We start from the raw sequence: 20218 nt of genomic DNA on the forward strand, positions 1-20218 counted from the left end.
TGCTATGATGGGTCCACCATGACCACAGAACACAACAACGTCCGCCAGCACATCCTGGACACGGGCAAGTCCATCATCACCGGCAAAGGCTTTGCCGGCGTGGGCTTGAACGAGATCCTGACGGCGGCGGGCGTGCCCAAGGGCTCCTTCTACCACTACTTCAAGTCCAAGGAGTTGTTTGGCGAGGCGCTGCTGGACGACTATATCGGGCAATACCTGGCGCAGATGGAAACCACGCTGAGCCAGCCCGGCCAAAGCGCCGCGCGCTCGTTGATGGACTATTGGGCCAGCTGGAACGACCTCGACGCGGACAGTTGCGACTGCCGCTGCCTGGTGGTCAAGCTCAGCGGGGAAGTGGCGGACATGTCGGAAGCCATGCGCGTCACCCTGCTGGAGGGCACCAACCGCATCGTCGCCCGGCTGGCGGTCTGCGTCGAGCAGGCGCAGGCCGACGGTTCGCTGCGCCAGGTCGCCGACGCCAAGCTGACGGCGCTGGCCTTGTACCAGCTGTGGCTGGGCGCAGCGCTGCTGACCAAGTTGCGGCGCGAGCCCAGCGCGCTGCACGCCGCCTGGCAAACCACGCTCACCATGCTGGACCTGCCGGCCGACACCCAAGGGGGTCAAGTCTGACATTCGGACACAAACTCTACCGTACAGTGACGCTACGGTAGAGGTCGTGTCCGAATGTCAGACTTGACCCCGTTTTTTTAGTGCATCACTAGACGACCAGTCTAATAACAGGAGCTAGCATGAAGAATTTTGAATTCCACAACCCGACCAGGATCGTTTTCGGCGCCGACACCATCGCCCAGTTGTCCCAGCTGGTGCCGGACAGCGCCCGCGTGCTGATCCTGTACGGCGGCGCCAGCGCCGAAAAAACCGGCACCCTGGCCGAAGTGCGGCGCGCGCTGGGCGCCCGCGTCAGCCGCGAGTTCGGCGGCATCGAACCCAATCCCAGCTACGAAACCCTGATGCGCGCGGTCGAACAGGTGCGCCGCGACGAAATCGACTTCCTGCTGGCGGTCGGCGGCGGCTCGGTCATCGACGGCACCAAGTTCGTCGCCGCCGCCGCGCTGTACGACGGCGAACCATGGGAAATCGCCCAGAGCGGCGGCGCCAGGGTGCGCCGCGCCCTGCCCTTCGGCGCCGTGCTGACCTTGCCCGCGACCGGCTCGGAAATGAACAACGGCGCCGTGGTCACCCACAAGGCCAGCCACACCAAGCTGCCGTTCCGCAGCCCGCTGCTGTTCCCGCAATTCTCGGTGCTCGATCCGTCCAAGACCTTCACGCTGCCGACCAAACAAGTGGCCAACGGCCTGGTCGACGCCTTCGTCCACACGGTCGAGCAATACCTGACCTACCCGGTGCAGGCGCTGGCGCAGGACCGCTTCGCCGAGGGCTTGCTGCAGACGCTGGTCGAGATCGCGCCGCAGGCGCTGGCCGCGCCGGACGACTACGCCACCCGCGCCAACCTGATGTGGACCGCCACCCTGGCGCTGAACGGCCTGATCGGCGCCGGCGTGCCGCAGGACTGGGCCACCCACATGATCGGCCACGAACTGACCGCGCTGTACGACATCGACCACGCGCGCACCCTGGCGCTGGTGCTGCCGTCGCTGCTGGACGTGCAGCGCGCCAGCAAGCGCGAGAAGCTGCTGCAATACGGTGAGCGCGTGTGGGGCATCCGCGACGGCGACGACGAGCAACGCATCGACGCCGCCATCGCCCACACCCGCGCCTTCTTCGAAGGCCTCGGCATCCCGACCCGCTTGTCGGCCTACCAGCTGGGACAGGAAGCGGTCGAAGCCGTGCTGGCGCAGCTGGCCGCGCACGGCATGACCAGCCTGGGCGAACACCGCGACATCGACCTGGCGCGCAGCCGCCGCATTCTTGAAGCTGCACTGTAAGCCCCTCCACTCCACACAAGGACTCGACATGAACATCCTGATGGTACTCACCTCGCACGACCAACTGGGCGACACCGGCCACAAAACCGGCTTCTGGCTGGAAGAATTCGCCGCGCCCTACTACGCGTTGAAAGAAGCCGGCGCGCAACTGACGCTGGTGTCGCCGCTGGGCGGCCAGCCGCCGCTGGACCCGAAAAGCGACGCGCCGGAATCGCAGACCCCGGCCACCATCCGCTTCAAGGCCGACGCCGCCGCGCAAGCCGCGCTGGCCCACACCGGCAAGCTGGCCGAGGTTAACGCGGCCGACTTCGACGCCGTGTTTTATCCGGGCGGCCACGGCCCGCTGTGGGACCTGGCCGAAGACCGCGCCTCGATCGCGCTGATCGAAGCCATGCTGGCGGCCGGCAAGCCGGTGGCGGCGGTGTGCCACGCGCCCGGCGTGCTGCGCCATGCGAAGGCGGCCGACGGCAGCCCGCTGGTGCGCGGCAAGCAGGTGACCGGCTTCACCAACAGCGAGGAGGAAGCGGTCGGCCTGACCAAGGTCGTGCCCTTCCTGGTCGAGGACATGCTGAAGGAACACGGCGGCCTCTACACCAAGCTGGCCGACTGGCAAGCCTACGCCGTCACCGACGGCCTGCTGGTGACCGGCCAGAATCCGGCCTCGTCGGAAGCGGCGGCGGCGGCCCTGCTCAAGCTGCTGGCCCGACGTGGCCGGGAGCAGGCGCCGAGCGCCTGATTACCACATCAGGTCGTCCGGGATCTGGAAGGCGGCGTAAGGGTCGTCTTCCTCCACCGCGGTGGTGTTCTTGTTGACGCGCACCACCAGGGTGGCGTCGCGCTCGGCGATCTTGTCGGCGATCACGCGCGGCACCAGTTCGGCCACGCCGTTCAGCACCACGATCACCAGGCGGCCGGCCACCAGGTGCTCGCGCACCGCCGCCGTCACGAACATGCGCTCGATCTTGCTGCCGTGCGTGTAGTTGTAGGCGATGTCGCCGTTGCGGCCCTTGTCCTGGCGGTTTTGCTGCACCATCTGCGCGATCTGCGCCAGGATGGCTTTCTGTTGCGCGGCCGCGTCGCGCTGGGCGTTCAGTTCGCGGTTGCGTTCGGCCAGCTTGCGCTGCGCCTCCTGCGCGGCCAGCTTGGCTTCGTCGACGCTCTGGGTGCCGGAGCGGCGCTCTTCCTTCTTCTGCTTGCTCTTTTCCTGAAAGGCGACCTTGACCTTGTTCTTGGCCACCAGGCCGGCCTTCAGCAATTGATCTTGTAACGAAACCATGTGTAGCACTCCATAAAAAAAGGTCCGCCGCCCCTTGCGGAGCCGCGGACCTCATTATAGCTGCGGCGTGCCGCTTAGAAGCGATAGTTCAGCGAGGCGGAGAAGGTGCGGCCCAGCTGGCTGAAATGCGAGCCATCGTAGGTCACCATCGAGTAGCGGCCGTTGAAGGTCACCAGGTTGGTCTGCGCCTCGACCGGCGTCATGCCGGTCACGGCATCGGCCACCTTGCTGTCCAGGATGGCCTGGCCCTTGGCGTTGCGGGCATTGAAGTGCCAGCTCGGCGTGGTGTTGAGCATGTTGTTGATGTTGAACGACAGCGTGGTGCTCGGGGTCAGCGCGTAGGTGACCGAGAAGTCCGTCACCACCTTGCTCTTGAACGCCACTTCCAGGTTGTCGTCCATGCCGGCGTTGCGGAAGTGGGTAGGACCGAACACGGTGTTGTTCAGCGACAGGTTCAACTGCTTGTAGTCCCAGTCGGCGCCGAGGATGGTCTTGAATTTCGGCCGCGAGGTGAACATCAGCGCTTCGGTGGTGGCGTTCAGCACCGACTGGTTGGCCGAGGCGATCAGGCCTGGATTGTTGACCGCGCCATCGCGTTCGTTCTTCAACGACACGTTGCCCGACAGGTTGAGCGTCACCTTGCCGTCCGCGAAAGGAATGTTCTTGCGCGAAGCGACGTAGTCGATGCCTTCGGTGCGGCTGGTCAGCGCGTTGACGAAGAAGCTGGCCGAGACGATGTTGGCTTTGCCCAGCTGCTGGTCCAGCGGGCTGGCCGCCACGCAGGCGTCGTAGTCGGCATCGGCGGTCGGGCCGGTAAAGTCGTCGCGTTTGCAGATCGGCTTGATCTCGGTGCTCAGCACGATGCGGTCCTTGACCTTGATGTTGTAGTAGTCGATCGTGATGCTGGTGTTGCTGTCCGGCTTGAAGCCCAGGCCCAGCGTGATGTTGTTCGACTTCTCGGCCTTCAGCTTGGGCACCTGCAAGGCGGCGGCCGCGGTCGAGACATTGTTGACCAGGCCCGACACCAGGATGCCCTTGCCCGGCACGAAGGAGTATTGCGCCTTCTGGGTGTAGATCTGCGCCAGCGACGGCGCGCGGAAACCGGTCGAGGCCGACGCGCGCAGCGTGACCTTCTCGTTGAGCTTGTAGCGGGTCGAGGTCTTCCAGACGAAGGCGCTGCCGAAGTCGGTGTACTTCTCGTAGCGGCCGGTGGCGTCGACCAGGAAGGCCGGGCTGATGTCCCAGGTGGCGCCGGCGTAGGCGCCGTAGTTCGAGCGCGACGAGCCGAACGAATTGGCCGGCGCATTGCCGGCGTAGGAATCGGCGCCGCTGCCGTAGTAGGACGCGGCGTCGCCGGCGATGGTGTCGTAGTTCTCGTGGCGCAGCTCGGTGCCGGCGTAGAAGTTGACGTCCTTGCTCAGCTGCTTGGAGATGTCGCCGTTCAGCACCCAGTGGCTGAACTTGACGCCGCCGGCGTCAAAGCTGGTCGGCGATGGCGTGGTGATGACGTGCGCCAGGTAGTCTTCCTGCATGCCGCGGTTGACCGAGTTGCCGACCGCGTAGCCCTGCTTGTTGCCGCCGTAGGTCAGGCTGACGTCGGCGTTCCAGTCGCCCAGCAGGAACTTGGTGCCGCCGGTGGCGTTGTAGTCGTCCAGGGTGCCGACGAAGGTCGGCACATAGCCGACATAGGTGGAACCGGCCGGGTGCAGCAGGCCGTAGTCGGTCGGACGCCAGTACGGCGTGCGGTAGTTGGCGTAGGAGTTGACCTTCTTGTTCACATAGGCGGCGTTGCCGTAGAGGCTGGTGGTGTCGCTGAGATCGTAGCGGGTATTGACCGAGGCCTTGACGGAGCGGGTCGCCGGCGAGCCGTTGATGTTGCCGGCGTCCGGATGGGTCTTGAGGAAGTTCTGCGCCACCGGCAGCACGGCCGAGAACGGAACGCCGTGGGCCGGATCGCTGAAGTCGCTGGCCTCGCCGCGGGCGTCGACCATGCCGGGACGGTTGGACAGGTTGACCTTGGAGACATCGAGCGTGTAGTTGAAGAAGCCGCGGTCTACGCCCAGCGGCAAGCCCTGGTTCAGCGACAGGCCGCCCATCTTGCCGTCGTTCTCGTGGGTGATGCCGCCGCGCGCGGTGACCGAGCCGCCTTCGGCATTGTCCTTCAGGATGATGTTGACCACGCCGGCGATCGCGTCGGAACCGTACTGGGCCGAGGCGCCGTCGCGCAGCACTTCGATGCGCTTGATGGCGTCGACCGGAATTGCCGAAATGTCGGCGCCGCTTTCGCCGCGGCCCGGGGAAGTCTGGGTGTAGATCAGCGCGCTGGAATTCTTGCGCTTGCCGTTCACCAGGATCAGCACGCGGCTCGGGCCCATGTTGCGGATCTCGTAAGGATCGAGCAGCGAGGTGGCGTCGTTGACCGGCGTCTGCACGGTGTTAAAAGAGGGGACGCGGAATTGCAGCGATTTGTCCAGCGTGACCTGGCCGGTCTTGCCGAGCTCGCGCGCGCCGATGATATCGACCGGGACCGGCGTATCGACCATGGTGCGCTGGGCGCCGCGGCTGCCGGTGGAGACAATGATCACTTTCTGGATTTCGTCCGGCGTCACATCGGCCGCGGCGGCCGTCTGCGCGGCGGCGCCTTGGGCGACGGCGCTTGCCTGGGCTTGGGCCTGGGCCAGGAGGTATGGGCTGGCGGACAACAACAACGCTGCGAATGGAAAATTCTTCTTCATATGCGATCTCTTTTATTTTCGTGATGTCGGGTGTCTGTTGATTGCAACTTAGGTGTCACGTGAAGATTGTTGCTACGGCTGAATGTATAGACATCATTGCAGACCGTCTATTGTTTCCACCAAACTTCAGCGTGAATCCAGATTCATGCGGCAAATTAACAACTACATAAACGTTTTCCCGATAGCATATGAACACTATTTCCGGTCGCCGGGCGCTCAGGCCGGCTTGCGGCGTCGGGCCGGCTTGGCCGCCGCCGGCAGCGCCGCCAGCGAGGCGCGCAAGGTCATCGTCACCGGATAGCCGCGCGTGACCGGGCGCTGCAGGTCGTAGCAGCTGTTGAGCAGCGCGTTGATGCCGTTCTGCGTCATCTCGCGCCACGGCATGTGCACCGTGGTCAGGCGCGGCGCCGAGAATTCCGCGCTGGGCGTATCGTCGTAGCCGATCACCGACAGCTCGTGCGGCACGCGGATGCCGGCCTCCTGGAAATACGACAGCGCGCCCACCGCCATCTCGTCGTTGGCGCAGAACAGCGCGCTGCACGGGTGTTTGGAGTCCATCAATTCCTTGGCCGCCGACCAGCCGCCGGCCGGCGAGAAGTCGCGCTCGGTCACCCACAGCTTGCCGGTGTCGACGCCGTTGGCGTGCAGCTCGGCGAGGAAGGCGTTGACCCGCACCACGTTGTCCGGCAGGCTGGCCGGCCCGGCCACCACGGCGATCTGCCGGTGGCCGTGGTCGAGCAAGGCGCGCGCCGCCATCCGCCCGCCCAGCATGTGGTCGACCGTGAAGCACTGGCCGGCGATATTGTCGAAGCTGTGGTTGAGCACCACCATGCGCTCGTGCTTGAAGCGCAGCGCGCCGATGTCTTCCTCGTGCAGCACATTGGTCATCAGGATCAGGCCGTCGCAGCCGCGCTCGATCAGGAAGGCGATGCCCTCGATCGCCTGCTGGCGCGCGCCGCCCAGGCCGGCGCCGAAGGCCACCACCATGTGCAGGCCGGCGGCGCGCAATTCGTTGTCGATGATTTGCAGGATGGGCGTGTAGAAGGTGCCGCTCAGCACCGGGATGTACACGCCTATCATCTGGCTGGAGCCGGACAGCAAGGTGCGCGCCGCGTGCGAGGGCCGGAAGTCCAGCTGCTCGATGGCCGCCCTGACCTTGGCCAGCGTGGCCGGCGATACCGAACCCTTGCCGCTGACGACGCGCGAAGCGGTTCCCAGTCCTACACCCGCGAGGCGGGCTACGTCTTTGATGGTGGCCACGGCTGGTGCCTTTTCACGTAGGTCATGATGGTTAGAAAAGTGTCGGTCCAGTACAGCCGGCGGTGCGCCGCCAGGTACTGCACCAGCTCCTCGTGGGCGGCGTTGGAGGTGCTCAGGTAGTCGCCGCCGACGCCGTGGAAAGTGAAGTTGACCATGCCGCCCTGGCGCCCCGCCCGCTCGACGATGGCGATCAAGTCCTTGCCGCTGAGGCCGACCGGCGCCAGCACCGCCACCGCCCGCGGGTCGAGCGCCGCCATCGACGCCGTCACCCCGTCGCCGCCGCCCACCTTGATCGCCACGAAGGCCGGCGCGATCAGCGGCAGGTAGTCGACGCCGTTGGCCAGCGTGTCGCCGCAGGGCACGGTGTAGCTGCGCGCGCGCTTGCCGTCGATGGCGTACAGCATGGTGTTGGCGGCCAGCACCTGGTCGCGCATCTGCTCGGCGCTGGTGGTGTCGAGGTTGCGCTGCGGTTGCACCCAGTCGCGCCCGGGCGCCGCCCGCGAGCACTGGTGGAACAGGCTGTGGTTGCCCAGCTCGTGGCCGCGCCGCGCGGCGCGCCGCCAGTCCGCCAGGCGCCGCTCCACCGTCGGATTCGACAGTTGCAGGTAGAAGCTGCCCTTCAAGCCGTATTTGTCCAGCGTCGGGATGGCGTGGTCGAGCTGCGAGTCGAGCGCGTCGTCGTAGGCCAGGCTGACGGCCGCGCGGGCGCCGTGCGGCCAATCCCCGGCCGAGGCGACGGCCGGAGCGGCCAGGCCGACCACGGCCAGCGCAAGAAAATGGAGTCTATGCATGCAAAGTGTCTCTTTTTGGAAACGTTCCCAGACATGGTGCACGGGTTGATTTCCTCTGTCAACGAAAACCGGGGCCGGCTTATGCGGCATTGCAAATTGACTTTGAAATTCGTTCGGTGCTATATTTGCCACATGAAATGGAAACCTTTCCAAATCTGGGTCGAGGGAAGTGGTACAGCAAGCTGTTCATAAAAACACAGGAGATAACATGCATTATCCAAAGGCACGACAGAAACTAATGAGCCTGGCGGTGGCCAGTGCCTGCGCGGCGGCGGCCGGTCAGACACTGGCGCAGGAAGCAGCCGTCAAGGCGGCCGAACCGGAAGTCCAGAGCGTGGTCGTCACCGGCCTTCGCCAGAGCTTGCTGTCCTCGATGAACCTGAAGCGCAATTCCGACGGCATCGTCGACGGCATCGTGGCCGAGGACATCGGCAAGTTCCCCGACACCAACCTGGCCGAATCGCTGCAGCGCATTACCGGCGTGTCGATCGACCGCTCGATCGGCGAGGGCTCGAAGATCACCGTGCGCGGCGTCGGCCCCGATTTCAACCTGGTGCTGCTGAACGGCCGCCAGATGCCGACCTCCAACCTGGGCGACCTCAACGGCCGCGCCTTCGACTTCGCCAACCTGGCGTCGGAAGCCATCTCCCAGCTGCAGGTGTACAAGACCAGCCGCGCCGAAACGCCGACCGGCGGCATCGGCGCCACCGTCAACGTGATGACCGCGCGGCCGCTCGACCGGCCGGGCATGCATGCGAGCGTCGGCGTCAAGGGCGTATACGACAGCACCAACGGCAACCTGCCGGGCGACGTCAAGGCCAGCCGCTCGACCACGCCGGAAATCTCCGGCCTGTACTCGAACACCTCCGCCGACAAGAAGTTCGGCGTGGCGCTGACCGGCAGCTACCAGGAGCGCAACCTGGGCTACAACACCGCCGCCGTCTCCAACGGCTGGAAAGGCCCGTTCCGCGGCGATGAAAACACCTGGGGCACGATCCCGCAGGATGGCGCGATCAACCGCCCGACCGGGGCCAATCTGTACTCGGTGCCGCAAAACCTGAACTACAACTTCAACGGCGTCAAGCGCCAGCGCACCAACGCCCAGTTGACCTTGCAGTACAAGCCGACCGACAAGCTGGTCACCACGCTGGACTACACCTACTCCGAAAACAAGCTCCAGACCAAACGCAACGATCTCTCGGCCTGGTTCAACTTCGGCCCGTCGACCAGCTCGTGGACCGGCGGCCCCGTCTCCAGTCCGCTGATCTACAAGGAAATCATCGGCAAGGACGGGATCGGCACCTCCGACATCGCGATGGGCGGGGCCGACTTCGCCACCAAGACGCAAAACAAGTCGCTGGGTTTCAACGCCGTATGGAAACCGACCCCCGACCTGCGCTTCGAGCTCGACACCCACCACTCGACCGCCGAGTCCAAGGCCGACAGCCCCTTCGGTTCGAGCAACGTGCTCGGCACGGCCAGCTTCAGCCGCAGCGACACCACGGTCGACTTCAGCCACGATTTCCCGGTACTGAGCATTGTCGGCGCCGATTTCAGCAAGGCGCCGCAGCAGGTCACCGGCTCGGTGTTCACCAACGGCTACATGAAGGGCGAGGTCGACCAGACCCAGCTCAAGGGCGCATGGAAGGTGCTGGAAGCGTCCGAACTGAAATTCGGCGCCACCGCGTCCGAGGTCAAGAACCGTTCGGCCTTCTCCAACCAGCAGCGCGACACCTGGGGCGGCGCCACCAAGCCGTCCGACTATCCTGGCAGCGTGTTCCATCCGGCCTCGGTGGCGCAGTACTTCGACCATATCGACGGCAGCGGCAGCCCCAACCTGTTCAACCAGTTCTACACCTTCAACTTCGCCCAGCTGCGCCAGCTGGCGGCCACCGCCTCCGGCAAGCCGGCGCTGTACCTGCCGAAGACCACTTTCGACAACGACGCCCGCACCGCCGAGAAATCGAAGGCGGCCTACCTCCAGTTCAACACCGACTGGGACACCAGGCTGCCGATCCGCACCTCGATCGGCCTGCGCTACGAAACCACCGACGTCACCTCGACCGCGCTGGTGCCGGCCGCCACAGGGATCAGCTGGGTGTCGCAGAACGAGTTGCCGATCACCTTCGGCGACCCGACCTTCACCACGCTGACCGGCAAGTACCACCACCTGCTGCCGAGCTTTGACTCCGACATCGAGATCACGCCGGACCAGAAGATCCGCCTGAGCATGAGCGAAACCATCGGCCGTCCGCGCTACGACCAGATCCAGGGCGGCACCACGCTGGACTCGATCACCCGCGCCGACGGCGGCACCGGCAACCAGGGCAACCCGGCGCTGAAACCGGTCAAGTCCAAGAACCTGGACCTGTCCTACGAGTGGTACTACGGCAAGCAGAACTTCTTCTCGCTGGGCTACTTCCGCAAGAACCTGGAAAACTACGCCGGCCAGACGCAATTCAACGCCACGCCGTTCAACCTGCACACCCCGGTGGGCGGCAAGTACTGGAACGAAGCGCTGGCCAGCGGTTGCGCCGGCGCCGACACCACCTGCATCCGCGACTTCATCTTCAAGAACCACGACGGCGCGCCGGGCGTCACGCGCGGCCCCGACACCGGGACCGGCAACGACACCCACACCACCGGCACCATCGTCGGCCAGCCGAGCGATCCGATCGCCAACTTCAAGATCAACTCGTATTCCAACCAGAAGGCGGCCAGCCTGAACGGCCTGGAGGTGAACTTGCAGCATATGTTCGGCAACAGCGGCTTCGGCGTGTCGACCAACTACACCTACGTGCACTCGGGCCTGAAGTACAACAACGCCAAGATCGGCGAGCAGTTCGCGCTGGTCGGCCTGTCGAACTCGTCGAACGTGGTCGGCATCTACGAGGACAAGAACTTCACCGCCCGCCTGGCCTACAACTGGCGCGGCGAGTTCCTGTCGTCGACGTTTGACGGCTCCGGCCCGAACCCTCAGTACGTCGAGGCATACGGCCAGGTCGACATCAGCATCGGCTACAACTTCAACGAGAAGCTGAGCTTCCAGTTCGAGGGCATCAACGTCGGCAACTCGATCCAGCGCACGCACAGCCGTACCAAGCAACAGCTGGAATCGGTGACGCAGCAGGGTCCGCGTTACATGCTGGGCGCACGCTACAAGTTTTAACCGGTAGTCGGTCGTTCCGGGGCCGCTGCCTGGCAGCGGCCCCTTTTCGGTTAGACTTTCAGCCATCTCATCCTCATATCAAGGCGAGCAATATGGTCCGACGCATCGTGATTGTGGGGGGCGGTTCCGCCGGCTGGCTCACCGCCGGCCTGATCGCCGCCGACCACCAGGGCTCGTCCCTGCACGTCACCCTGATCGAATCGCCCGACATCGCGCCGATCGGCGTCGGCGAAGGCACCTGGCCCAGCATGCGCGACACGCTGCGCCGCATCGGCGTGTCCGAAGCCGATTTCTTCCGCGCGTGCGACGCCTCGTTCAAGCAGGGTTCGCGCTTCAACCGCTGGGTGAATGGTGCGGACAACGATTACTATTTCCATCCCTTCGTGCTGCCGCAAGGCTATGGCGAAGTGAACCTGCCGGAGCAATGGCAGGCGCAACATCCGAACATCCCGTTCGCCGACCTGGTCAGCTATCAGCCGCACCTGTGCGTCAACGGCCGCGCGCCCAAGCAGGTGGTGACGCCGGAGTTTGCGTCGGTGGCCAACTACGGCTACCACCTCGACGCCGGCAAGTTCGGCGCCTTCCTGCGCCAGCACTGCCTGGAAAAACTGGGCGTGCGCTACGTGCCGGACAACGTGGTCGGCATCGCCAGCCACGACAACGGCGACCTCGCCGCGCTGCAAACGCAGACGCACGGCGCGCTCGAAGCCGATCTGTTCATCGACTGCACCGGCATGCAATCGCTACTGCTGGGCAAACACTACGAGGTACCCTTCCTCTCGCAGAAGCATGTGTTGTACAACGACTCGGCGCTGGCGGTGCAGATCCCCTACCCCGACGACAACGCTCCGATCGCCTCGCAAACCTCGTCCACCGCGCAAAGCGCCGGCTGGATCTGGGACATCGGCCTGCCGACCCGGCGCGGCGTCGGCCACGTGTATTCCAGCGCCCACATCGGCGACGACCAGGCCGAGGCCGAACTGCGCCGCTACATCGTCGCCACCGGCGGCCCGCACGACATTCCGCAGCCGCGCAAGCTCAGCTTCAACCCGGGCTACCGCGCACGCTTCTGGCACCGCAACTGCGTGGCCATCGGCCTGTCGGCCGGCTTCATCGAGCCGCTGGAGGCGTCGGCCCTGGCGCTGGTGGAAATGTCGGCCTCCATGGTCAGCGACGAGCTGCCGGCCACGCGCGCGGCGATGGACATCGTCGCCCATCGTTTCAACGAAGCGTTTATCTATCGCTGGGAACGGGTGATCGATTTCCTCAAGCTGCACTACGTGCTGAGCCAGCGCCGCGACAGCGACTACTGGCGCGACAACACCGCCGCCATCCCCGACCGGCTGAACGACTTGCTGACCTTGTGGCGCCACCGCGCGCCCTCGCGCAACGACTTCAACCGCATCGAAGAAGTATTCCCGTCGGCCAGCTACCAGTACGTGTTGTACGGCATGGGCTTCCGCAGCGAATTCATGCACCCACAGCCACGACAGGCCGCGCTGGCGGACGGCTATTTCCGCGAAGCGGCCGCGCTGACCCGCAAGATGCTGGGCGCGCTGCCGGACAACCGCGAACTGATCAACCATATCAAGCGCCACGGCTTGCAGAAAATCTAAAGAGACCATATGTCGACTACCGTATTGCTCAACAACGTAGACCACAAGGACCTGCGCGTCATCACCCGCCGCGGCGCGCAGTTCGGCGAGCGCCAGATGTCGGCCGTCACCTTCCCGGCCGAATTTCGCGACGTGCAGGCCTGCTACCCCATCGTCTTCCGCAAGACCACGGACGGCTTGGGCTTCGAGCCGATCGCGCTGTTCGGCTTCCAGGAAGATGAGAACCTGTTCCTGGTGGACGATGGCGGCGAGCGCTGGGACGCGCCCTACGTGCCGATGATGATCGAACGCCAGCCCTTCATGATCGGCGTCAACGGCAGCGAGCTGATGGTGCACATCGATGTCGACAGCCCGCGCGTCAGCCGCACCGAGGGCGAGCAAGTATTCATGCCGCATGGCGGCAACAGCGAGTTCCTGGAGCAGGCCAGCTCGATGCTGCTGGCCATCCACCAGGGACTGCAACAGACGCCGGCCTTGCTGGCCGCGCTGCTGCAACACGAGCTGCTGGAAAGCTTCGTGCTCGACGTCGAACTGAACGACGGCTCGCAGAACCGCCTGGTCGGCTTCTACACCATCAACGAGGACCGGCTGTCGGCGCTGGGCGCGGAGGCCGTGGCCGCGCTGCACCAGGCCGGCCACCTGCACAGCATCTACATGGTGCTGGCCTCGCTGTCCAACTTCCGCATGCTGATCGACCGCAAGAACGCCGCCCATGCCTGAAGCCCTGCGCGAGATCAGCGGCCTGGGCGTCAACGACCTGGGCGACGACATCCTCAACGCCACCGAACCGCTGGTGCTGCGCGGCCTGGCCGCCAGCTGGCCGATGGTGCGCGCCACGCTGGCCGACGAGCGCGGCGGCGACGCCTACCTGCGCCGCCACTACCGCGACGCCACCGTGGGCGCCATGCTGGGGCCGCCGGAAGCGGGCGGCCGCTTCTTCTACAACGCCGACATGAGCGGCTTCAACTTCTACCCGGTGCACGCCAAGCTGACCGCCGTGCTGGACGAGATCGAGGCCAAGCGCCACCATGCCACGCCGGCCACCGTCTACGTCGGCTCGACCACGGTGGAGACCTGTTTGCCCGGCTTCCGCGAACAGAACGACATCGGCCTCGGCGGCCGCGACGCGCTGGCCAGCATCTGGATCGGCAACCGCACCCGCATCGCCGCCCACTACGACGTGCCGGACAACCTGGCCGTGGTGGCGGCCGGCCATCGCCGCTTCACGCTGTTCCCGCCGGCGCAGCTGAAAAATCTGTACATCGGCCCGCTGGACTTCACGCCGGCCGGCCAGGCCGTCAGCCTGGTGGACTTGCTGAATCCGGACTTCGACAAGTATCCGAAATTCGCCGAGGCGCTGGCGCATGCGCAGACCGCCGAGCTGGGACCGGGCGACGCCATCTTCATTCCCAGCATGTGGTGGCACCACATCGAGGCGCTGGACCCGTTCAACGTGCTGGTCAACTACTGGTGGCGCCAGTCGCCCGACTACATGGACACGCCGACCAGCGCGCTGATGCTGGCCTTCCTCACCATGCGCGACCTGCCGGCGGCGCAGCGCAAGGCCTGGCAGGAGATCTTCCGCCACTACATCTTCGAAGCCGACGACAGCACGGCCGCCCATATTCCCGAGCACGCCCGCCATGTGCTGGCGCCGCTCAACGACGAGGCCGCGCGCGTGCTGCGCGCCCAGACACTTAAAAAAATGAACCGCTAAGGAGACCACGATGAACCCTACCACCCGAGATCCCAACAAGCGCCGGCCGGTGCAGCGCGTCGTCATCGTCGGCGGCGGCACCGCCGGCTGGATGGCGGCGGCCGGCATCGCCAAGGTGCTGGGCAAGCGGCTCGACATCAAGCTGATCGAGTCCGACGAAATCGGCACGGTGGGCGTCGGCGAGGCCACGATTCCGACGCTAATGAATTTCCACAATCTGCTGGAAATCAACGAGCAGGAATTCATGGCCGAGACCCAGGCCACCTTCAAGCTGGGCATCAGCTTCGAAGGCTGGCGCAACGTCAAGCAAGACTACATCCACTCCTTCGGCATGACCGGCACCGACCACTGGACCGCCGGCTTCCAGCACTTCTGGCACAAGGGCGTCGAGCGCGGCCTGGCCGGCGACTACGGCGACTACTGCCTGGAGCTGAAGGCCTCGCTGGAGAACCGCTTCGCCCACCTGCCGGACAACGGCATGAACTACGCCTACCACCTGGACGCCAGCCGCTACGCCAAATACCTGCGGCGTCTGAGCGAACCGCGCGGCGTGCAGCGCATCGAAGGCAAGATCGTGCGCTACACCAAGCATGAGGACAACGGCGACGTGCGCTCGGTGGTACTGGAGTCGGGCCAGGAAATCGAAGGCGATCTGTTCATCGACTGCACCGGCTTCCGCGGCCTGCTGATCGGCGACGCCATGCAGGAGCCGATGGAAGACTGGTCGCAATGGCTGTTCTGCGACCGCGCCATCGCCGTGCAGACCGAGTCGGTGGGCGACGCCGTGCCGCTGACGCGCTCGATGGCGCACCAAGCCGGCTGGCAGTGGCGCATCCCGCTGCAACACCGGGTCGGCAACGGCATCGTGTATTCGAGCCGCCACCTGGACGAGGATCTGGCGATGCGGCAGCTGATGGCCAACGTCGAAGGCAAGGCGCTGATCGCGCCGCGCGTGATCAAGTTCAAGCCTTGCCAGCGCAAGCACACGTGGAAGGGCAATGTGGTGGCGATCGGCCTGGCCAGCGGCTTCCTGGAGCCGATCGAATCGACCAGCATCCACCTGATCCAGCGCGCCGTGGTGCGGCTGATGCAGACCTTCCCCACCGACGGCATCAGCCAGGCCGACATCGACGAATACAACCACCAGTGCAACAGCGAGATCGAGCACATCCGCGATTTCATCATCCTGCACTACCACGTCAACCACCGCACCGATTCGCCGTTCTGGATCGAAGCGCGCGAGATGAGCATCCCCGCCGCGCTGCAGCACCGCATCGACCTGTTCCGCGAAACGGGGCGCGTGTTCCGCGTGCCGAACGAGCTGTTCGCGGAGAACTCGTGGATCCAGGTGATGCTGGGCCAGGGCATCATGCCGCGCTCGCACCACCAGACCGCCGACCTGATGGGCGACGCCGAACTCCAGCACTTCCTCGGCGGCATCAAGTCGCGAGTGGACCGCATCGTGGTGCAGCTGCCGACCCACCAGGCCTATGTGGAACGCTACTGCGGCCGCGCGGAATCGGCCAGGGCCGCCTGATCGTCAGGCCGCCACTATCGACGCCACCTTCGGGTGGCGTTTTTTTTTGGTTCTTCACGGATTTCCGGGAGTATGTTTCGCGGCACGGCGCTTTCTGCGACGAGCGGTTTTTCCTGAGCCGGTCTTGCGTTGGGCGCCTTGGCCTTGGCCCTGCGTCGGCGCCGGTGCTCCGGGCGGGCAAATGCCGGTTGGACTTGGCACGGATAGGCGCGCTGCTACCGGGCAGGCGCAGCTACACGGCTTTCCAGGCATTGCGATTGCCGCTGCCGTGCAGATTGGCAAAGCATGATGGCGAGACCGCGTGCCCTTCGTATTTGATTTCCGCTCCGATCACCGTGGCGAAATAAGGCTGGCCGCCGAAGCTGGCCCGCAGCCTTGTGCCCTCTGGAAGAAAGACCTGCTTCCATTGGTATCCCGCCTCGGACGCCACGGCGGGCTGCTGCGGGGCTGGCGGCTTGGGACTGATGTAGTTGCGGATTGCCGCGATGATGTGGGGCTCATGGGCCAAGGAATTCGACCAGAAATTGCCGGTGAATTCGCCCAGTTCGACGAGCACGTCGTCGGGTACGCGAATCGGGAATTGAAGGCCATAGCTAGGCATGGTGGGGGCTCCCAAAAATCGGTTTTTACTAAGCGCTGCTAACCACTACTGACCAGTACTACAGCGCGCTATCACTTACTAAAAATGCTGGGCCGAATGCTAAACGCCGCTAATTTTTCGGCCTGTATTCGTTAGACGCGGTTAGCAGGTTTTAGTTCAGTAAATAGCGCGGACTCGCACGAATTATTAGAGGTTAGCGCGGGGTAGTCGTGGTTATCGCGTTTTAGTAAAAGCCGAAAAAATAGACCCCGTCCTGAGCATGCCGGCAGCGCCGGCAGGAAGAGGTTCCCCCCCCGGTCATCTGCGGTGAGCCTTTTTTCGCCTGTCCACGCTCAACAACACTCCGCTGAATATTTATCATTTCCACATTTTTTAGGTAGTAATATTACAAACCCATCCAGTCCGCAGATGATTGGAGGCAAAAACCTATAAAACACGGAGACCAGCATGAAACTGCACTGTAGTTTAGTTTCACATCTGAAATTTATCACGGCCACGGGCGTGTTCGCCCTGCTGGCCGCCTGCGGTGGCAGCGACAGCGCCAGCACCGCCGCCCCGAGCGCCAAACTGATGGGCGGCAAGATGCTGGCGGGCGTGGTGGCGGCGCCGCCGGCCCCGGCCAACATCCGCATGCACTTCCACCGCGCCGCCGGCGACGCCAGCCAGTGGGGGGTGTACTCGTGGGACGGCCCGGTCAACCCAAGCCCCGGCTGGATCAGCGGCCGCTTCATGATGACCCAGAGCGACGACTTCGGCGGCTACGTCGACATCCCCGTCAACACCGCCAAGTCGGCGATCTGGTTCCTGGTCACCGACGGCAGCGGCAACAAGAACTGCGGCAACGACCAGTCGGCCAACTTCAGCCCCGACATCGCCAGCAACGGCCAGGAAGTCTGGATGCTGGAAGGCGATTGCAGCGTCTACAGCGCGCCGCCGGCCATCAGCTATGGCAACCTCAACAACGCCAGTGCCCACTGGCTGTCGGCCTCGACCTTGGCGTGGCCGGGCGCGGCCGCCGGCGGCAACTACCGGCTGTACTATGCGGCCAACGGCGGCCTGGGCTCCAGCAGCGCGGGCGTCACCGGCGCCGACGGCAGCATCGCGCTGAGCACCGGCGCCTTGCCGGCGGCCTTGCAGCAAAAGTATCCGCACCTGGCCGGCGCCACCGCGCTGACCATGGCGGACGCCGACGCGGCCGGCATCGCGGCCAAGGCCAGCGGCCAGTTCGCCGTCGCCCAGCTGGACGCCAACGGCAAGCTGGTGCAAGTGACCTCGCTGCAGATGAGCGGCATGCTCGACAGCGTGTTCGCGCCGGCCGCCGCCAGCGCCACCCTGGGCCTGAGCTACGACCGCAACGGCGTGCCGACCTTCCGCGTGTGGGCGCCGACCGCCAAGTCGGTCAGCCTCAGGCTGTACCCGGACGCCACCAGCGCCAGCACGCAGACCCGCGCCATGAGCCGCGACGCCGCCAGCGGCGTATGGAGCTACAGCGCGCCGGACGCCAGCTGGGTCAACCGCTACTACTACACCTACCAGGTGCAGGTGCTGTCGCGCTGGGCCGGCAACACGCTGGTCGACAACAGCGTGACCGATCCGTATTCCTTCAGCCTGAACGCCAATAGCCAGCGCAGCTTCGTCGCCAACCTGGACAGCGCCGCGCTCAAGCCGGACGGCTGGGACCACCACCAGGTGCCGCGCCTCGACAGCCCGACCGACATCGCCCTGTACGAGCTGCACATCCGCGACTTCAGCGCCAGCGACGCCAGCGTGCCGGCCGCGCACCGCGGCAAATACCTGGCCTTCGCCGACCAGGATTCGGACGGCATGCGCCACCTGCGCCTGATGCAGAAATCCGGCCTGACCCACATCCATCTGCTGCCGTCGTTCGACTACGCCAGCGTCAACGAAGCCGGCTGCAGCACGCCGGCCATCCCCAACGCGGCCGCCGATTCGACCGCGCAGCAGGCGGCGGTGGAAGCCACGCGCGGCGGCGACTGCTTCAACTGGGGCTACGATCCGGTGCACTACACCGCGCCGGAAGGCAGCTACTCCAGCAACGCCAACGACGGCGCGGTGCGCGTGCGCGAGTTCCGCGCCATGGTGCAGGGCCTGCACCAGCAAGGCCTGCGGGTGACGATGGACGTGGTCTACAACCACACCAGCGCTTCGCAGCAGGGCCCGCTGTCGGTGCTGGACAAGATCGTGCCGGCCTACTACTACCGCCTCAACGCCGGCGGCGGCATCACCAACGACAGTTGCTGCGCCGACACCGCGTCCGAGAACGCCATGATGGCCAAGCTGATGATCGATTCGGTCAGCACCTGGGCGCGCGACTACCGGGTCGACAGCTTCCGCTTCGACATCATGGGCTTCACGCCGCTGGCGGTGATGCGGCAGCTGCAAACGGCCGTCAACCGCGCGGCCGGGCGCGACATCTACCTGTACGGCGAAGCCTGGAACTTCGGCACGGTCGGCAACGACGCCCGCTTCGTGCAGGCGCGCCAGGCCAATATGTTCGGCAGCGGGATCGGCTCGTTCAACGACCGCATCCGCGACAGCGTGCGCGGCGGCGGCTGCTGCGACAGCGGCGCCAGCCTGATCAGCCAGCAAGGTTTCATCAACGGCGTCTACTACGATCCGAACGCGCAGTCGACGCAGACCAAGGACGACTTGCTGCGCCTGGGCGATCTGGTCAAGGTGGGCCTGTCCGGCACGCTGCGCGACTACAGCTTCGTCGACCGCAGCGGCACGCTGCGCAAGAATTCGCAGATCGATTACTTCGGCCAGCAGGCCGGCTTTGCCGCCAATCCGGCCGAGACCATCAACTACGTCGAGGCGCACGACAACCAGACCCTGTACGACCTGAACGCCTACAAGCTGCCGTTCGCCACCAGCATGGCCGACCGCGTCAAGGTGCAGACCCTGGGCGCGGCCATCAATATTCTGGCGCAGGGCGTGCCCTTGCTGCACGCCGGCCAGGAAATGCTGCGCTCGAAGTCGATGGACCGCGACAGCTACGACGCCGGCGACTGGTTCAACAAGCTCGACTACAGCTACCAGTCGAACAACTTCGGCGTCGGCCTGCCGATGGCGGGCGTCAACCAGGACAACTGGCCGCTGATGTCGCCGCTGCTGGCCAACCCGCTGCTCAAGGCCGGCAACCTCGCCATCGTCGGCGCGCGCGACGCCGTCAACGACTTGCTGGCGATCCGCCAGGACAGCAGCCTGTTCCGGCTGCGCACGGCGCAGGACGTGTCGGAGCGGCTGCGCTTCCATAACACCGGGCCGCAGCAGGTGCCGGGGCTGATCGTCATGAGCATCGACGGCCAGCATCCGCGCCGCTACGACGGCGCCCGCTATAAGCTGGTGGTGGTGCTGTTCAACGTCGACAAGGTGGGCAAGACCATCGCCGTGCCGGAGCTGGCGGGCCGCAAGCTGAGCGTGCACCGCATCCAGCTGGACGCCGGCGGCGGCCGCAACGCGCGGGTGGGCAACTACGTCAGCGCCGGCGGCAAGTTCAGCGTCGCCGCGCGCACGGCCGTGGTGTTCGTCGAGGAGGCCAGCAGCAACTAAGCCGCGCGGCGCGTGGGTTTTGGTGAGTTTCCCGAG

Annotated in this window: 14 protein-coding genes; 9 read left to right on the forward strand and 5 right to left on the reverse strand. The window is 65.2% G+C overall.

Annotated elements, in window-relative coordinates; translation table 11 throughout:
• The first annotated feature begins 18 nt into the window (after nucleotides 1-18).
• From AC1RMD_RS22115 to AC1RMD_RS22125, 3 genes are all read left to right on the forward strand, one after another.
• The gene (locus tag AC1RMD_RS22115) at nucleotides 19-630 is read left to right on the forward strand and encodes a TetR/AcrR family transcriptional regulator (RefSeq protein WP_492929419.1); all 612 of its coding nucleotides are present in this window, start codon (nucleotides 19-21) and stop codon (nucleotides 628-630) included.
• Nucleotides 631-749: 119 nt separating this feature from the next.
• Nucleotides 750-1907: an iron-containing alcohol dehydrogenase gene (locus AC1RMD_RS22120; RefSeq protein WP_492929421.1), complete on the forward strand. Its 1158-nt coding sequence runs from the start codon at nucleotides 750-752 to the stop codon at nucleotides 1905-1907.
• 28 nt (nucleotides 1908-1935) lie between these two features.
• Nucleotides 1936-2643: a type 1 glutamine amidotransferase domain-containing protein gene (locus AC1RMD_RS22125; RefSeq protein ID WP_492929423.1), complete on the forward strand. Its 708-nt coding sequence runs from the start codon at nucleotides 1936-1938 to the stop codon at nucleotides 2641-2643.
• On the opposite strand, the gene AC1RMD_RS22130 is transcribed toward AC1RMD_RS22125, so the two are convergent.
• The 4 genes from AC1RMD_RS22130 to AC1RMD_RS22145 all read right to left on the reverse strand — a co-directional run bounded on the left by AC1RMD_RS22130 (nucleotide 2644) and on the right by AC1RMD_RS22145 (nucleotide 7969).
• On the reverse strand, nucleotides 2644-3183 hold the full coding sequence (locus AC1RMD_RS22130; RefSeq protein WP_492929425.1) for a DUF2058 domain-containing protein: 540 nt from the start codon (nucleotides 3181-3183) through the stop codon (nucleotides 2644-2646).
• 74 nt (nucleotides 3184-3257) lie between these two features.
• Nucleotides 3258-5918 carry a TonB-dependent receptor plug domain-containing protein gene (locus AC1RMD_RS22135; protein WP_492929427.1) on the reverse strand — a complete coding sequence of 887 codons (2661 nt, stop codon included), beginning with the start codon at nucleotides 5916-5918 and terminating at the stop codon, nucleotides 3258-3260.
• 216 nt (nucleotides 5919-6134) lie between these two features.
• Nucleotides 6135-7178, reverse strand: coding sequence for a LacI family DNA-binding transcriptional regulator (locus tag AC1RMD_RS22140; protein ID WP_492929429.1), 1044 nt, complete (start codon nucleotides 7176-7178; stop codon nucleotides 6135-6137).
• Entirely contained in the window at nucleotides 7157-7969 is an 813-nt protein-coding gene (locus AC1RMD_RS22145; RefSeq protein ID WP_492929431.1) for a polysaccharide deacetylase family protein, read from the reverse strand. Before AC1RMD_RS22145 ends, AC1RMD_RS22140 begins: the two co-directional genes overlap by 22 nt.
• Nucleotides 7970-8177: 208 nt before the next feature.
• On the opposite strand from AC1RMD_RS22145, the gene AC1RMD_RS22150 reads away from it, so the two are divergent.
• The 5 genes from AC1RMD_RS22150 to AC1RMD_RS22170 all read left to right on the forward strand — a co-directional run bounded on the left by AC1RMD_RS22150 (nucleotide 8178) and on the right by AC1RMD_RS22170 (nucleotide 16008).
• A complete protein-coding gene (locus AC1RMD_RS22150) occupies nucleotides 8178-11138 on the forward strand; it encodes a TonB-dependent receptor (protein ID WP_492929433.1) in 2961 nt (986 codons plus the stop codon).
• Between the two features lie 92 nt (nucleotides 11139-11230).
• On the forward strand, nucleotides 11231-12754 hold the full coding sequence (locus tag AC1RMD_RS22155; RefSeq protein WP_492929435.1) for a tryptophan halogenase family protein: 1524 nt from the start codon (nucleotides 11231-11233) through the stop codon (nucleotides 12752-12754).
• 9 nt (nucleotides 12755-12763) lie between these two features.
• Nucleotides 12764-13474, forward strand: a complete 711-nt coding sequence (locus tag AC1RMD_RS22160; protein WP_492929437.1) for a SapC family protein — start codon at nucleotides 12764-12766, stop codon at nucleotides 13472-13474.
• Complete coding sequence (locus AC1RMD_RS22165; protein WP_492929439.1) at nucleotides 13467-14471, forward strand: cupin-like domain-containing protein; 1005 nt, start codon at nucleotides 13467-13469, stop codon at nucleotides 14469-14471. The genes AC1RMD_RS22160 and AC1RMD_RS22165 overlap by 8 nt, the downstream gene beginning before the upstream one ends.
• A 10-nt stretch (nucleotides 14472-14481) precedes the next feature.
• Nucleotides 14482-16008: a tryptophan halogenase family protein gene (locus AC1RMD_RS22170; RefSeq protein ID WP_492929441.1), complete on the forward strand. Its 1527-nt coding sequence runs from the start codon at nucleotides 14482-14484 to the stop codon at nucleotides 16006-16008.
• Between the two features lie 232 nt (nucleotides 16009-16240).
• Here AC1RMD_RS22170 and AC1RMD_RS22175 read toward each other — a convergent pair whose 3' ends face one another.
• Nucleotides 16241-16609: a hypothetical protein gene (locus AC1RMD_RS22175; protein ID WP_492929443.1), complete on the reverse strand. Its 369-nt coding sequence runs from the start codon at nucleotides 16607-16609 to the stop codon at nucleotides 16241-16243.
• 447 nt (nucleotides 16610-17056) lie between these two features.
• Between AC1RMD_RS22175 and AC1RMD_RS22180 the strand changes: the two genes are divergently transcribed.
• Nucleotides 17057-20182 (forward strand): alpha-1,6-glucosidase domain-containing protein, encoded by a 3126-nt coding sequence (locus tag AC1RMD_RS22180; protein WP_492929445.1) that lies wholly within the window; start codon nucleotides 17057-17059, stop codon nucleotides 20180-20182.
• The last annotated feature ends 36 nt before the right edge of the window (nucleotides 20183-20218 follow it).

This window comes from Duganella sp. GW822-FHT06D06 (assembly GCF_058799615.1).

Bases quoted from the DNA above. Each gene is read 5' to 3' on its own strand.
- AC1RMD_RS22115 (WP_492929419.1), top strand. From the start codon at position 19: ATGACCACAGAACACAACAACGTCCGCCAGCACATCCTGGACACGGGC.
- AC1RMD_RS22120 (WP_492929421.1), top strand. From the start codon at position 750: ATGAAGAATTTTGAATTCCACAACCCGACCAGGATCGTTTTCGGCGCC.
- AC1RMD_RS22125 (WP_492929423.1), top strand. From the start codon at position 1,936: ATGAACATCCTGATGGTACTCACCTCGCACGACCAACTGGGCGACACC.
- AC1RMD_RS22130 (WP_492929425.1), bottom strand. From the start codon at position 3,183: ATGGTTTCGTTACAAGATCAATTGCTGAAGGCCGGCCTGGTGGCCAAG.
- AC1RMD_RS22135 (WP_492929427.1), bottom strand. From the start codon at position 5,918: ATGAAGAAGAATTTTCCATTCGCAGCGTTGTTGTTGTCCGCCAGCCCA.
- AC1RMD_RS22145 (WP_492929431.1), bottom strand. From the start codon at position 7,969: ATGCATAGACTCCATTTTCTTGCGCTGGCCGTGGTCGGCCTGGCCGCT.
- AC1RMD_RS22150 (WP_492929433.1), top strand. From the start codon at position 8,178: ATGCATTATCCAAAGGCACGACAGAAACTAATGAGCCTGGCGGTGGCC.
- AC1RMD_RS22155 (WP_492929435.1), top strand. From the start codon at position 11,231: ATGGTCCGACGCATCGTGATTGTGGGGGGCGGTTCCGCCGGCTGGCTC.
- AC1RMD_RS22160 (WP_492929437.1), top strand. From the start codon at position 12,764: ATGTCGACTACCGTATTGCTCAACAACGTAGACCACAAGGACCTGCGC.
- AC1RMD_RS22165 (WP_492929439.1), top strand. From the start codon at position 13,467: ATGCCTGAAGCCCTGCGCGAGATCAGCGGCCTGGGCGTCAACGACCTG.
- AC1RMD_RS22170 (WP_492929441.1), top strand. From the start codon at position 14,482: ATGAACCCTACCACCCGAGATCCCAACAAGCGCCGGCCGGTGCAGCGC.
- AC1RMD_RS22175 (WP_492929443.1), bottom strand. From the start codon at position 16,609: ATGCCTAGCTATGGCCTTCAATTCCCGATTCGCGTACCCGACGACGTG.
- AC1RMD_RS22180 (WP_492929445.1), top strand. From the start codon at position 17,057: ATGAAACTGCACTGTAGTTTAGTTTCACATCTGAAATTTATCACGGCC.